We start from the raw sequence: 14,461 nt of genomic DNA on the forward strand, positions 1-14,461 counted from the left end.
TTGCGAGGTGACCGATGGCCACACTCGGCTCAGGTGCGACTTGGATTCACGCCCCGCGGTACCACCAGAAAGGCGGTGATGGCGATCAGCATGTCGACAACGATCGCCAGCATGGCCGTAGGAATGGCGCCCGAGAGCATCATTACCGGGTCATACAGATCGATGCCGGTAAAAATCAGCTCACCCAGTCCCCCGGCTCCAATCAGGAAAGCCAGCGGCACGGTGCCCACATTGATGGCCAGTGCCGTGCGAATGCCGGCGAAGATCACGTACAGCGCATTGGGTAACTCGACGCGCAGTAGGCGCTGGGTGGGCGACATGCCGATGCCTGCCGCCGCTTCCTTGAGCGCGGGCGAGACGCCCTTTAGCCCAGTGTAGGTGTTACGTGTGATCGGCAGCAGCGTCGCCACGAAAAGACCGAAGACTGCAGGCACGGTGCCGATGCCCAGGAAACTCATCGACAGCGCCAACACCGCGAGTGTCGGAATCGTGGTACCCACATTGAGCACCTGCATGACGGATTCGGCGACCTTGGCCATGCTGGGGCGAGACAGCAGGGTGCCCAGTGGGATGGCAACGACGATCGCTAGGCTGCCAGATATCACGGTGAGCCATATGTGCTGGACGGCCAGGAACTGGATATCCGGCAGGTAGAAAATGAAGTCGTCGATCACGCCGCTGGACTGGCTCCATACACCGGCCACGAAGACCGCCGCCAGCATCAGCAGGCGCATTGCCCCTGAGAGGTTCAGCGTCGGCATGGCTTACTCCTTGTCGTTCGATGACAGCGATGCCGCGGCATCCAGAGTGGTGTCGTCTCGAGAGTGGGTCCGGTAGCGTGAACCCAGATGGTGGGTAATCGCTCGTTGAGTGATCTGGCCGACGATCCGTCCATCGTCGTCGACGCAAGGCACCCAGGTCATATCGTTGGCAAACATCAGCGAGGCGACCTTACGCAGGTCGTCATCGAGACTGACCACCACCGGCACGCTCTGGAAGTGATCGCGGCAATGGCCCTTGGTGGTGCGAGCCACGGCGGCGTTGACGATGCCTACCGGCTGTCGCTTGTCGTTCACCATCACGATGCTGTTCTGGTAGCCGTATTCCTCGATGCGGGTGAGGGCGGCGTCGAGAGTGTCGTCCGGCCGCACCAGGCCGATCTCTTCGCTGGCCAGGTCACGGACCTTGACCAGGTTGAGGCGCTTGAGCGCCCGGTCTTCGCCGAGGAAGGATTCGACGAAGTCGTCCTTGGGCGCGGCCAGCAGTTCATCGGGCTCGGAGTACTGCACCAGCTTGCCGGCACGGAAGATGGCGATGCGGTCGCCCATCTTGATCGCCTCGTCGATGTCGTGACTGACGAACATGATGGTCTTCTTCAGGTCCTGCTGCATCTTCAGGAACTCGTCCTGGATCACCGCCCGGTTGATCGGATCGATGGCGCCGAAGGGCTCGTCCATCAGCATCACGGGCGGGTCGGCGGCCAGCGCTCTGGCCACGCCAATGCGTTGCTGCTGGCCCCCGGACAGCTCGCTCGGGTAGCGCTTGAGGAAGGCGTCCGGCTCCAGCGCGATCATGCGCATCATTTCCCGCGCGCGTTCGCGATACTTGGCCTTGTCCCAGCCCAAGAGCTTGGGCACCACGGTGATGTTTTCCTCGATGGTCATGTTGGGGAACAGGCCGATCTGCTGGATCACATAGCCGATGCTGCGGCGCAGGTCTTGGGTATCGAGGCTGGTGGTGTCCTCGCCGTTGATGAACACCTTGCCCGAGGTCGGGCGGATGATGCGGTTGATCATCTTCAGGGTGGTGGTCTTGCCGCAGCCCGAGGGGCCGAGCAGGATGCAGATCTCGCCGCTCGGCACTTCCATGCTGATGTGGTCGGCGGCGGTCACGGCGCCCTTTGGGGTGTCGAAGACCTTGGTCAGGTTATCGAGTCGAATCATGAAGCGGTCCTTGTCGGGTCAGCAGAATGTGTCACGAGTGACGTCTCAGGCAGTGGCGTCGGCGCGCTCCATGCCTTTGGGCGTCAGGCGCTTCTGCAGCGCCAGCAACGAATAGTCGACGATGATCGCCAGCACGCTGACGGCCACGGCTCCAAGGATCAGCTGGCGCGGATCGGACTGGGAAATGCCGCGGCTGATGAAGGTGCCAAGCCCGCCGGCGCCGATATAGGCAGCGATGGCCATGACCCCGATGTTGAGCACCACGGCGGTGCGCACACCGGCCATGATCACCGGCACGGCGAGCGGGATCTCGACCAAGCGCAGACGCTGGTTCTGGCTCATGCCGACACCGCGAGCGGCCTCGCGAAGGGCCGGGTCGACGTTGTTGATGGCGGTATAGGTGTTGCGAATGATCGGAAGCTGCGAGTAGAGCAGTACGGCGATGACTGCTGGCATATAGCCGATGCCCTGACCGATGATCGACAGGATAGGGATCATGATGCCGAACAGCGCGATCGAGGGGATCGTGACGATGATCGAGGCGATATAGAGGACGGCCTTGGCGGCGCGCTCGTTCTTGGTGATGGCGATGCCGATGGGCACACCCGTCAGGGTTGCGATGCCGACCGCCACGCCCACCAACGAGATATGCTCGATCGTGCGGGTCATCAGCAGCTCAAGGTTGTCCAGAGCATATTGAAACAGTTCCAAGCGTCGTCTCCTCGATTGTTATGCCTAACGGCGGCCGGCAGGCGCTTGCCGGCCAGTCATCTCGGTTCAGCGCAGAAAGTCGAGCGCCGGCAATCACGCAGCAATGTCGGCGCGAGAACGAGCTTAGCGTAGCAGAGCGGCATTGCCATTTGTTATTGCTATGGATGACGATGCAAAATGACAATTATTGATGATACTGATTCTGCAGCGTCAGCGGTCGCGCAGGTAAGTCGACACCTGCTTTTTAGCGGTACCTATCGCTCTTACGCGTTTCACTGCATGCTGCATGGTTGTAGGTATTGGCAACATCGTCGCAATGGAAGGTATCCCGGTATCATGAATACAGAATATCCCGATCGCGATGCTCGCTCGGCGGTTGCGCATTTCGACGCAACGCTTGAGGGCTTCAGGCTAGCCCGTGCGACTGACCCAAAAGCATCAAGCGATGACGTGCTGGAATCAGCGAGGGTCGTCATGACAAGGCAGGGTGGGCTCGATGCGCTTTATGCGCGTGTCGCTCAGCTGGAACAGGCGGGGGTCTTTGCTGGCCGGGACTGGGCACAACCCTCCATTCTGCAGCCGGTGTTGGCGGTGCGCTCCTTGCGGCAAAGCAACGCCGATATCACGGTCATTGAGGCACTAAGCGAGCTTCGTCTGCTGGCGGTGGCGTCAGGCGACTACTTTCATCCGGGGATTTCCACCGAACAGGCCAGAAACTTCCTGACTCAGGTAATGGCACTGAACCTGGACCTTCTGTCCGGGCAGATGAGTGAGGCCGACCGCGAGCGCCCGCAGTCGCTGGGTTCTATCGTGCAGTCGCTCTATCAATACCTGCTCGACCGCTTGGGCTACGAGAGCATCCTTGCCAGCCTGGTAGCAGAGGTCAGACGTCTGCTGGCGCAGCGCCCGATCCAGACCGACAGCATCAAGGAAATGATCAGCCAGATTGCCAAGTGCCTGTTCGATCCCGACATCGAAACCGCCGGCACAGAGGGCGCGGCGAGACTGGTCAGTGCACTGTTCGGGCCTACCCAGGGCTGTCGTGAAGATCCTGGTGTGACGGTGTATGCCACACGCCTCGAGGCCATGGGCCGGGAGGCCTTGGTCAGGGAGGCCAGCGATCTTGCGCGGGCGATGCACGACACGGGGCTGGTCTCGGCGTATCACCCGGTTTTGCTGCGCCACTTGCGCGGCCAGCATGACGACCTGATCCCGAAAGCCTTGGGGCTCAGCATGACGGGGATCGATGTCCTGCAATGCTACAGCCAGCTTGTGTACCGCTTGATCGATGAAGCGATCTATCCCGCCACCAGTCAGGCGATTTACGGCTTGGCCATGATGCTCGAACGGGGCGCCCTCTTTACCTCACCCGTAGCCGCCGGGCTATGGCGGCAGATCGAACTGAAATTGTCGGATGCAACATCCAAAACCTTGAGCGAGGTCTTTGGCGATGAGCAATCGCCCCGGGTCTTTCTGCTTGCCGGTGTGCTAAGCATCCTGGGCTTGCCATTGGGGGTCGGGCAGGGCAACAACCCCACTTGTCAGTCGGTAATCGGGCTTTCCATGTGGGCCGATAATGATGCGGACTATCTGTTGCAGCTCGTTGCCTGGGCGGCGCGCGATGATGAAGTACTGACGCGGTTTGAGGGTCAGCCCATCTCGTCCAAGGGATTGGAGTCAGGCCTTGCCAAAGCGCCGCCGCAGGATGTGGATGCTGTTTCCCTGATACTGGTACCGCATCTTGACCGCCTCTACATGGAGATGGGGCGCCTGTGCGGTGAGCGTGACGATGACCTGCACCGCTGGATCAATCCTGAGTTTTACGGTTGGTGGGTAGGGCATGGCTTTCGTGTGGTAGTCGATATCCACACCGGTAAATTGGATGACTACGCGGGGTTCATCCGCCAGTTCTATGCCAGTTATCACCCTTATTACAATGGCCATATGCCGGTCATCCATCCGCAACCCGCCGGCATCGCCGTCACCGACAGCGGCGGGCGCTATGTCGGGCGACACGCCATCACCATCCTGCGTGTGGCGTTGGATGCCAAGGGGGATATGCGCGTCTACTTCTTTAACCCCAACAACGACAGCGGTCAGGACTGGGGACAGGGCATAGTGTGCGCGATAGAGGGTAATGATGAGTTGAACGGGGAAGCGTCACTGCCCATTGCCGAGTTCGCCTCGCGGCTTTACGTGTTTCATCACGACCCGCTGGAGCTGGGGGATATGGAAGCAGTGCCCACTGAGGAAGTCGCTCGTGTGATGGAGCTGGGTTGCACTAGTTGGGCCGTCAACGTCTAGGCCCTGGCTGTCTGGGAAAAGTGGCCAGGGCGTTTTTCACTAGTGTTTAACGTAGCAATTAACCAAGAGCGCGTTCAGCCAACCTTGTAGGACTGCGGCGATTCCGCCAGCAAACCTCGCCCGCCGGCAAGTGTCAGTGCTAGGTCATGCAGGCCATCCCACAGTGGCACGCTGCTGGCGCCCTTGATGGCCAGATCGAGGCGCTGGGAGAACAGCAGCAGCTTGTGAAGGCGCTTGACCGGCAGCCGGTTCAAGGCCTGCTGGTAGGCAGGGCGCCGCTTGTCGAAGATCGGCGGCTTTTGGGCCTTGCAGGCGTGCTCGAAGCTCTGGCCCTGGTCGAGGTGCTGGTAGAGCGAGAGCAGGGTGCGCAGTTCGCGCGTCAAGGCCCACAGCACGATGGGAGCTTCGAGGCCCTCGCGTTGCAGGCTCTTGAGGATTCTTGAAGCGCGCTCGCGCTCGCCGCGCAGGCAGGCGTCACTCAGGGTGAAGACATCATAGCGGGCGCTATCTTCCACGCCCTGGGTGATCGCCGCCACATCGAGCCTCGCACCGCGGGGCATGATCAGCGCGAGTTTCTGTAACTCCTGATCGGCGGCCAGCAGGTTGCCCTCGGTGCGTTCGCCGAGCAGGCGCGCCGCCTCCATGTCCATGCTGAGCCCATGGTGGCTGGCGCGGTCGCGCATCCAGAAGCCCAGACGCTGATGGTCTACCGGCCACACCGGCACGAAGAGCCCGGCCTTATCCAGCGCCTTGAACCACTTGCTCTGCTGTTGCCGACGGTCGAGCTTGTCGGCCATGATCAGCAGCACGTTGTCGCTGCCCTGTATCTGTTCGGCGTAGGCTTCCAGCGCCTTGCCGCCCTCCTGGCCGGGGGCCTGGCCGCCCAGGCGAAGCTCGATGAGCTTCGATGAGGCAAACAGCGACAGACTGGCAGCCGACTCGGTAAGCCGCCCCCACTGGAAACCGTTCTCGACGTGCAGGACCTCGCGCTCTTCGATGCCGGCCTTGCGCGCGGCGGCGCGCACGGCATCGCAGGCTTCCATGTGGATCAAGGGTTCATCGCCTGAGACGATCACCACCGGCGGCAGGCCCTTGGTCAGCGCCGGGGGTAGCTTGTCGGGAAATACCTTCATACGGCCCTACCTAAAACCTGTCTGTGCTCGCCCATACGGCGTTAAAAGCTCGCTCAAAATACCCATTTACTCCTTTGTAAACCCCGTTTACTCACGAGCCTTTGCCTTAGCTACGCGCCCCGGTCTTGCCTTCGCTCGCCGAGGTTTCGAGGCAGGGCCTTGACTATCATTGCTCGGCCAGCGGCCGCAGTCGCTCGAGGAGCCGGCGGGCCGCGGTTTCGCGAAGGGTTTCACGGGCGGCGCGACGGGCATCGTCCTGGGCCAGAAGCTCGTTGTCGTTGACGCTGATGCGCTCGCGGACCGTCAGCGTCTGCTGGTCGATCAGGTAGGCTTCGTTGGACTGACGCTGCACCGAATAAGGAACCGTCAGGGTGAGCTCGACGTCGCGACTGCCGGCGCCGGGCAGGCCCTGATTGGTTTCGCTTATGTTTGCCCGGCCCAGGTTGAGGCGCAGGGGGGCCGTGCTGTCTACCCGAGTGCCGGCACGGGTCAGCGCGTCGCGCACGATGGGCGCGAGATCGTCGTTGGCGCCGGCAAGTGCCAGCGCCTCCAGGGTGGGGAGGTCCTCACCGTAGCCCCGCAGCTGGAAGCCACAGCCGACGAGGCCCAGCCCCAGCGTGCTCACGGCGGTCGCGCCCAAGGCGACCTTGAGACCCTGTTTCAGAAAGCGGCGGCGTTGCATGATCGTCTCCCTCGCTTGCGTGACCGGCTGATCCGGCATCGGCCATTCATCAACCGCTTATCCAGCGGCTTTTTATCCAACAACACCTTACCCGACTACAATGTTGACCAGCTTGCCCGGTACCACGATGACCTTGCGTACCGTCTTGCCCTCGAGATGACGTTGGACGTTCTCGGAGGCCATCGCCTGCGCCTCAATGGCGGCCTTGTCGGCATCGGCGGGCACCTCGAGACGGGCGCGCAGCTTGCCGTTGACCTGCACCACCAGTTCGATGGCGTCTCGGGCCAGGGCGGCTTCGTCGAAGGCAGGCCATTCGGCATTGATTACGGGCTCTTCGTGGCCAAGCGCTTCCCAGAGGCCGTGGCAGGCATGCGGCGTGATCGGTGCGAGCAGCAGCACGCTGGCTTCCACGGCTTCACGGGCCACCGCCAGGTCCTGCGGGCTCTCGTTGTCGACGTCGTTGTGGAAACGGCCGATCGCATTGGTCAGTTCCATCACCGCGGCGATGGCGGTGTTGAAGGTCGTGCGACGGCCGATGTCGTCGCTGGCTTTCTTGATGGTCTCGTGGGTCTTGCGCCGCAGTTCCCGCTGGGACTCGGTCAGGGCCTCGGGATCGAGTTTGCCCGGGGTGCCGGCATTGGCGTGGTCGGCGACCAGGCGCCACAGGCGCTTCAGGAAGCGATGGGCTCCCTCGACGCCGCTGTCGGACCATTCCAGGGACTGCTCGGGCGGTGCGGCGAACATCATGAACAGGCGCACGGTGTCGGCGCCGAAGCGGTCGATCATCGCTTGGGGGTCGACGCCGTTGTTCTTCGACTTTGACATCTTCTCGATGCCACCCATCTCGACGGGCTGGCCGTCTTCGATCAGCACGGCGCTGACCGGCCGGCCCTTGTCGTCACGCTTGACCTCGACGTCGGCCGGGTTGAACCAGTCCTTGCCGCCGTTGGCGGCGGGCCGGTAGTAGGTCTCGGCGATCACCATGCCCTGCGTCAGTAGGCGCTTGAAGGGCTCATCGGACTCGACCAGGCCGAAATCGCGCATCAGCTTGTGGAAGAAGCGCGCATAGAGCAGGTGCAGGATGGCGTGCTCGATGCCGCCGATATAGAGATCCACCGGCAGCCAGTAATTGGCGCGCTCGTCGAGCATCGCCTCCTGGTTGTCGGCGCAGCAGAAGCGCGCGTAGTACCAGCTGGACTCCATGAAGGTGTCGAAGGTATCGGTCTCGCGTGCCCAGCCATCGCCCAGGTCGCTGAACTCGGGCATCTTCTTGAGCGGCGAGCCGGAGGCATCGACGGTGACTTCGGTGGGCAGGGCAACCGGCAGCTCGTCGTCGGTAAGCGGTACGGTCTGACCTTCGGGGCCGTACTTGACCGGAATCGGCGCGCCCCAGTAGCGCTGGCGTGCCACTCCCCAGTCGCGCAGGCGATAGTTGGTCTTGACCTCGCCGTGGCCTTGCTCACTGAGCTTGGCGGCAATGGCATCGAAGGCCGCCTGGAAATCGAGGCCATCGAACTCACCGGAGTTGATCAGTACGCCGTGTGCGTCATGGGCCGCCAAGGTGATGTCCGGAACTTGGCCATCTTCGGTGGCAATCACTGCTTCGATGGGCAGGCCGTACTTGGTGGCGAACTCCCAGTCGCGCTGGTCGTGAGCGGGCACCGCCATCACCGCACCGGTGCCATACTCCATCAGCACGAAGTTGGCCACATAGACGGGTACCTGGCGACCGGTGAGGGGATGGACGGCCAGATAGCCGGTGTCCATGCCCTTCTTCTCCATGGTGGCCATTTCGGCCTCGGAGGTGCCGCCGTGAGCGCACTCTTCGTTGAAGGTGGCAAGTGCTGGGTTTTTCTCGGCGGCCGCCTTGGCCAGCGGATGGCTGGCGGCCACGGCGACATAGGTCACACCCATCAGGGTGTCGGGGCGAGTGGTGTAGACCCGTAGCGGTTCGGCACTGGTATCGCCGCTAACCTCGAAGGCCAGCTCGACGCCTTTGGACTTGCCGATCCAGTTGCGCTGCATGGTCTTGACCTGCTCGGGCCACTCGACATTGTCGAGGTCGGCAAGCAGTTCGTCGGCGTAGTCGGTGATCTTCAAGAACCACAGCGGGATTTCCTTGCGCTCCACCGGCGCGCCGGAGCGCCAGCCGCAGCCATCGATGACCTGCTCGTTGGCGAGCACGGTCTGATCGACCGGGTCCCAGTTGACCGTGGACATCTTCTTGTAGACCAGGCCTTTCTCGATAAGCTTGGTGAAGAACCACTGTTCCCAGCGATAGTAGTCGCTATCGCAGGTGGCGAACTCACGGTCCCAGTCATAGGCGAAACCCAGCGCCTTGAGCTGGTCGCGCATGTAGTCGATGTTCTGGTGGGTCCACTCGGCTGGCGGCACCTGGTTCTTGATGGCGGCGTTCTCGGCAGGCATGCCAAAGGCGTCCCAGCCCATGGGCTGCAGTACGTTCTTGCCCTGCATGCGCTGGAAGCGCGAGACCACGTCGCCGATGGTGTAATTACGCACGTGCCCCATGTGTAGCTTGCCGCTGGGGTAGGGGAACATCGACAGGCAATAGAACTTTTCGCGATTGGCGTCTTCCACGGCCTTGAAGCACTGGTGCTTGGTCCAGAATTGCTGGGCGTCGCGTTCGATGTCGTGAGGCTTGTACTGTGCGTCCATCGGTCTGAGTGGTTACCTTGTAGCGTCGTTGGCGAAGAGCAAGGGACTTTCCCGCTCCATCATGGTCCAAAAGGCTTGATGGCACGGAAAGATAGCGTCTAAATGGGGGCCAGCATACCGCAGCGGGGCCTTAGCAGGTAGGGGCGCCGCGTTCGGCGAGAGCAACGCCCGGCCAAGGGACGTCAAGGAAAGCTACAGGAGAGTCATATGAGCGATCAGGACAAGCATTCAGATCATCGTCTGAGCGAAGGCTATGAGCGTCTGCTGGCGCGGCTCCAGCACGGTGCCAACGAGCTGTCGTGGGAGAACCTGCAGCAGGATCTCGACGAGGCGGTGGAATTTGAGGCGGAAGTCGAGGACTTTACCCGCGATGAGCTGGCATTGCTGCGCGCCTGGGTAGAGCGCGATCTGAAAGACATGCGCCGCTATCTGGCGGCAAGCGGTGAGGGCGTGGCCAGCTGGCTGGGCATTGATCTCGACGTGCTGTCGCGTCGCATCCGCGAGGCCCTGTTCTCGATCGCCGATCGCACCGTGATTGATCGCGTACGTTTCGAGGACGATCTGGAAGCGGCCCGTGCCGACTACTGCGAGGGTGAGATGATCGCGCCTGGCCTCTTGAGCTGCGTGCATTGTGGCGCCGAGGTCTCGCTTGGCGAGGTGGCGCGCCTTGAGCCCTGTCACCAGTGCGGGCATCGCTATTTCGCTCGCGGGCCTCAAGCGGCCGGTCAATAATAGGGTAGTGTTGCACGACGACCATGAATGGCTCCAGGGTCGTCGTGTTTGCGAGATGCCGTGTGTTTCTTGGCTAAGGGGGGCTTAGCCCTGAAAAATTTGGCCCGGGATGATTTAGCTCGCAATGATCGGGTTCGCGATGGGTTAGTTCAGGCGGGCCAACAGAGCGAGCGTCAGGCAGACCCCCAGTGACATGATCAGGGCATAGACAAGGTTGTGGCGCATCATCACGCCGCCGCTGGTGCCGTAGCGTCCCTGGAGTGACAGGTTGATTCCCGATAACGGTCCGATGGCTGCGCCAACCGCCCAGGACGTCAGTGCGACGACACCCAAGAGGGTCTGGTTGGTGCTGCCAAGGTCCAGCAGTGATGCCAGGGTCGAAATGCCGATGATCGGATGCAAACCAATGACGGCGCTCAAGACAATGGCCAGATAGCTTAAGATGGCCTCCTTCGCGCCGAAATGATCGAACAGCACCCACTGGCTGCCGGTTGCCGCGTCGATGAAGGTCGAGAGCCCCTGGGTGAAGAGCCCGGCCGCCAGGAATAGCGAGAGCTCGCCGCGCATCGCCGGTAGCCGCTCCCGGGTATGCGTCAGCATGCGTTTCGAGGTGAAAGCGAGGCCGTGGGGCAGGTTGGCGGCAAGGGCGGTGGCTGGTAGCAGGAAGGTGATGATGCTGACGATGGATAGTGTCGGCGTCAGGCCGTAGTGAAAACTCAGCACCAGCATCGCCAGCCCTACCGGCATCAGCAGGTTGCGCGGGGCCATTGAAACGCCGGGTGTGTTGGCGAGGTCGAAGCGTCTTGCCAACTCGACACGTGTGAGCAGGCCGGATAGTGCCGCTAGCGGCACGCCGGCGGCCAATGCGATGGTAAAGTCGAGTTGAGGCGCCAGGCCCATGGCGACCCCCATGGCGGCGAAAAAAGGCGACCAGAGCGCGGCGCTTGAGAGCCCACGGTTGAGGGTCAACAGCTGTGGCAGGCGTAAACCATCGTCGCGTTTCAGCTGATCGCCGATTAGAAACACCGAGGACAGGTTGAGAATCGCACCCAGCAGATGAACGCTTAGCCAGGTGGTGATTACGCCCTGTCCGCCATGGGTCTGGGTGCCGCGAGCCGGCGGGGCCTGGTTGATCAGGCCGACAAAACTGACCCCGACCAGCATGGCGACCACGTAGGTATTGCCATCCAGTACGCTGTTCCAGGCGAGCTCAATGCCATATGCGCCTTGGCTGATCGCCAGAAGCCCTGCACCGATCATCGCCAGTGCCCCAACCTGGAAGCGGTTGCGCCGCGGGATGTCCCTCCACAGTAGCCCTATCGCCAGCCAGAAAGCGACACCGACCAGCGGTGCCACTGCCGCGACACCGGCCAGACGGGCAATCTGTAGCATGAGGCCGAGGGCGATGATGAGCCCTGCCAAGCGTTGCCGCCCGGTGATCTTGGGAGGCCGGGGGGCAGAGTCTGAGGTGGCGCGCGCGGGGGCAGACGTCGATGGTCGATCCTCGTCTGCTGAAGAGGATGACCACGGCATGGAGGGCGGCATGGGCGCGTATCCGAGCAAAGCTGCTCATCCTAGGCAAGCCGGGCTAGCGGGGCAAGCGCCGTGCATGCACCACCTTGTGCGAGCCGCTTCACGCCTTTGAGGTTGGCAGCGTCCAGCGCTTCGCCTCCTCCGTGCGCGCTGCATCGAGTTTTACCATCATCGCATGAGTGGCATTGGATAGCGTGCGGTTGCGATGCACGAGATAGCCAAGCGGACGCTCGATGGGAGGGTGCTCGATCGGCAGGATATGCAGATCCCCATCGATCATGCTCTCGGGCAGTACGCTCCAACCGAGCCCGATCGAGGCCATCATTTTCAGCGTTTCCAGATAGTTGGTGGAGAGCCCCACCTTCACGTTTAACTCCTCGCGGGAAAACGTGTCGAGTACGATGCCGCGGGTAAAGGTCATGGGGCCCGGCAGAACCGCCGAATGGGCGGCCAGCGCCGACATGGAGAGTCGTTCGTGGCGTGCCAGCGGGTGATCGATACCGCAGACGAAGCGCAGCCGGTCGATCCACACCGGCACCACCCTCAGTTGTGGGTCGGGCACCGGCGCCAGGGTGACCACGGCGATTTCGAGGGCTCCATCGAGTACGCCTTGATAGGCCTGTTCCGAGTCCAGAAATCGCAGATCCAGTTCCGCGGCCGGGTGGTCATGAGTAAAGGCCTTGAGCAGAGGGGGTAGCCTGTGCAGGCCAATATGATGGCTGGTGGCAAGCGTTAAGCTGCCGGCTACATCGCCAGCGAGATTCGATAGCGCCCGACGACTGTCGTCAACCATCAGCAGGATCTGACGCGCCCGGGGCAGCAGAAGGGAGCCGGCTTCGGTGAGGGTGACGCGGCGACCGATACGATCGAAAAGCCGCGAGCCCACCTGGTCTTCAAGGGTGGCGATGCGCTTACTGACGGCGGGTTGTGTCAGGTGGAGCTTTTCGCCGGCAAGCGAAAAGGATCCGCCATCGGCGACGGCAAGAAAGGCCTGCAGGCTTTGTGTGTCCATGGTCGCTTCCTTGACGTCGGTCATAAGGGTAGGGCGCTGTCGAGATCGCGTGGGCTTGTATGCATAGCGTCACGCTGTATGTCCTGTCGTTAATCGTGAAATACTGCGCGGCATGTATTCCAATATGGAATCTATAACATAAATAACATGAATTGCTTTTATGTGTCTCACCCCCTAGTCTCGGGTGTATGGCAACACTGCCTGACCTCAAGAAGGCAGCAGGCGTGGCAAGATCAATCAGAGGGCAACCTAAGCCCCGTGGAGGAGAGACATGGCAGGCCAGACGCTTTACGACAAGCTGTGGTCCCAGCACTTGGTCAAAGAGCGCGATGATGGCACCGCGCTCATCTATATCGACCGCCAGCTGTTACATGAGGTGACCTCGCCGCAGGCCTTCGAGGGGCTGCGTCTGGCTAATCGTCGCCCGTGGCGCCTGGATGCCAACCTCGCCACTCCCGATCACAACGTACCGACCACGGTGATTGAGCGTGCCGAGGGCAATGCCGGTATCAAGGATCCGGTGTCGTTGATTCAGGTGCAGACCCTGGATGACAACTGCGAGTCTTTTGGTATCGAGGAATTTCGCATCAACGACGCCCGTCAAGGCATCGTGCATGTGGTGGGCCCTGAGCAGGGCGCGACATTGCCGGGCATGACGGTGGTCTGTGGTGATTCTCATACCGCGACCCATGGTGCCTTCGCGGCGATCGCACACGGCATCGGCACCTCTGAGGTCGAGCACGTGCTGGCCACTCAGTGCCTGCTGGCCCAGAAGATGAAGAACATGCAGGTGCGGGTCGAGGGCACGCTCGGTACCGGCGTTACCGCCAAGGATATCGTGCTGGCGATCATCGGCCGTATCGGTACGGCTGGCGGTACCGGCTATGCGATCGAGTTTGCGGGCAGTGCGATTCGCGAGCTGTCCATGGAAGGTCGCATGACGGTCTGCAACATGGCCATTGAGGCGGGAGCCAGGGTCGGTTTGATTGGGGTGGACGACACCACCATCGACTATCTCCGTGAGCGCCCCTTCGCGCCTCAGGGCGATCAGTGGGAGGCCGCCGTCGCCGAATGGCGCGAGTTGGTCTCCGACGCGGATGCCGACTTTGATAAAGTGGTAGAGATTGCCGCCGAGGACATCGAGCCGCAGGTCAGCTGGGGAACCAGTCCCGAAATGGTCACCGGTATCTCTGGTGAGGTGCCTGACCCCGCCGAAGCACCCGATGATACCACCAAGGGTAGCTATAGCCGGGCACTCGAATACATGGGTCTCGCGGCCAAGCAGAAGATCACCGATATTCGCCTCGACAAGGTGTTCATCGGTTCCTGCACCAACTCGCGTATCGAGGACCTGCGGGCGGCCGCCAAGGTGGCCAAGGGACGCAAGGTCGCCGACTCCATCATGCTGGCGATGGTGGTGCCGGGCTCCGGGCTCGTGAAGCGTCAGGCCGAGGCCGAAGGGCTTGATAAGATCTTCACCGAAGCCGGTTTCGAATGGCGTGAGCCGGGTTGCTCGATGTGTCTGGCCATGAATGCCGACAAGCTGGGTGCCGGCGAACACTGCGCCTCGACCTCGAATCGCAATTTCGAGGGTCGCCAGGGCTTCGGCGGGCGTACCCATCTGGTGGGCCCGGCGATGGCTGCCGCTGCCGCCATCGCGGGGCATTTCGTCGATGTCCGTCAATTCGCTGCTGGCAATGATAGCCATCACGATACCCCGTCTCAGGAGGCCTGA

The 14,461-nt window shown here is 61.9% G+C and carries 11 protein-coding genes; 3 read left to right on the plus strand and 8 right to left on the minus strand.

What is annotated here, in order from left to right; all coding sequences use genetic code 11:
• Positions 1–29 precede the first annotated feature (29 nt).
• Genes ETC27_RS10580 through ETC27_RS10590 form a run of 3 tightly spaced genes read right to left on the minus strand, consistent with a single transcriptional unit; the run spans position 30 to position 2,654 of the window.
• Positions 30–761, minus strand: coding sequence for an ABC transporter permease (locus ETC27_RS10580; RefSeq protein ID WP_136254970.1), 732 nt, complete (start codon positions 759–761; stop codon positions 30–32).
• A 3-nt stretch (positions 762–764) separates the two neighbouring features.
• On the minus strand, positions 765–1,943 hold the full coding sequence (locus tag ETC27_RS10585; RefSeq protein WP_136254971.1) for an ABC transporter ATP-binding protein: 1,179 nt from the start codon (positions 1,941–1,943) through the stop codon (positions 765–767).
• Positions 1,944–1,988: 45 nt separating this feature from the next.
• Positions 1,989–2,654 carry an ABC transporter permease gene (locus ETC27_RS10590; RefSeq protein WP_136254972.1) on the minus strand — a complete coding sequence of 222 codons (666 nt, stop codon included), beginning with the start codon at positions 2,652–2,654 and terminating at the stop codon, positions 1,989–1,991.
• A gap of 336 nt (positions 2,655–2,990) precedes the next feature.
• Between ETC27_RS10590 and ETC27_RS10595 the strand changes: the two genes are divergently transcribed.
• Positions 2,991–4,958, plus strand: a complete 1,968-nt coding sequence (locus ETC27_RS10595; protein WP_136254973.1) for a hypothetical protein — start codon at positions 2,991–2,993, stop codon at positions 4,956–4,958.
• Positions 4,959–5,032: 74 nt separating this feature from the next.
• On the opposite strand, the gene holA is transcribed toward ETC27_RS10595, so the two are convergent.
• The 3 genes from holA to leuS form a co-directional block, all read right to left on the minus strand.
• On the minus strand, positions 5,033–6,091 hold the full coding sequence (gene holA / locus ETC27_RS10600) for a DNA polymerase III subunit delta (RefSeq protein WP_136254974.1): 1,059 nt from the start codon (positions 6,089–6,091) through the stop codon (positions 5,033–5,035).
• Positions 6,092–6,257: 166 nt separating this feature from the next.
• Positions 6,258–6,773, minus strand: a complete 516-nt coding sequence (locus ETC27_RS10605; RefSeq protein WP_168709052.1) for an LPS-assembly lipoprotein LptE — start codon at positions 6,771–6,773, stop codon at positions 6,258–6,260.
• A gap of 87 nt (positions 6,774–6,860) precedes the next feature.
• A complete protein-coding gene (gene leuS / locus ETC27_RS10610; RefSeq protein ID WP_136254976.1) occupies positions 6,861–9,449 on the minus strand; it encodes a leucine--tRNA ligase in 2,589 nt (862 codons plus the stop codon).
• A gap of 207 nt (positions 9,450–9,656) precedes the next feature.
• Between leuS and ETC27_RS10615 the strand changes: the two genes are divergently transcribed.
• Positions 9,657–10,181: a zinc ribbon-containing protein gene (locus ETC27_RS10615; protein ID WP_136254977.1), complete on the plus strand. Its 525-nt coding sequence runs from the start codon at positions 9,657–9,659 to the stop codon at positions 10,179–10,181.
• Positions 10,182–10,325: 144 nt separating this feature from the next.
• On the opposite strand, the gene ETC27_RS10620 is transcribed toward ETC27_RS10615, so the two are convergent.
• The gene (locus ETC27_RS10620) at positions 10,326–11,603 is read right to left on the minus strand and encodes a hypothetical protein (protein ID WP_240724879.1); all 1,278 of its coding nucleotides are present in this window, start codon (positions 11,601–11,603) and stop codon (positions 10,326–10,328) included.
• A gap of 211 nt (positions 11,604–11,814) precedes the next feature.
• Positions 11,815–12,726, minus strand: a complete 912-nt coding sequence (locus tag ETC27_RS10625) for a LysR family transcriptional regulator (protein WP_136254978.1) — start codon at positions 12,724–12,726, stop codon at positions 11,815–11,817.
• Positions 12,727–12,997: 271 nt separating this feature from the next.
• Between ETC27_RS10625 and leuC the strand changes: the two genes are divergently transcribed.
• Positions 12,998–14,461, plus strand: coding sequence for a 3-isopropylmalate dehydratase large subunit (leuC, locus tag ETC27_RS10630; RefSeq protein ID WP_136254979.1), 1,464 nt, complete (start codon positions 12,998–13,000; stop codon positions 14,459–14,461).

Origin of the sequence: Onishia niordana (genome assembly GCF_004798965.1) — a bacterium.
Lineage (GTDB): Bacteria > Pseudomonadota > Gammaproteobacteria > Pseudomonadales > Halomonadaceae > Onishia > Onishia niordana.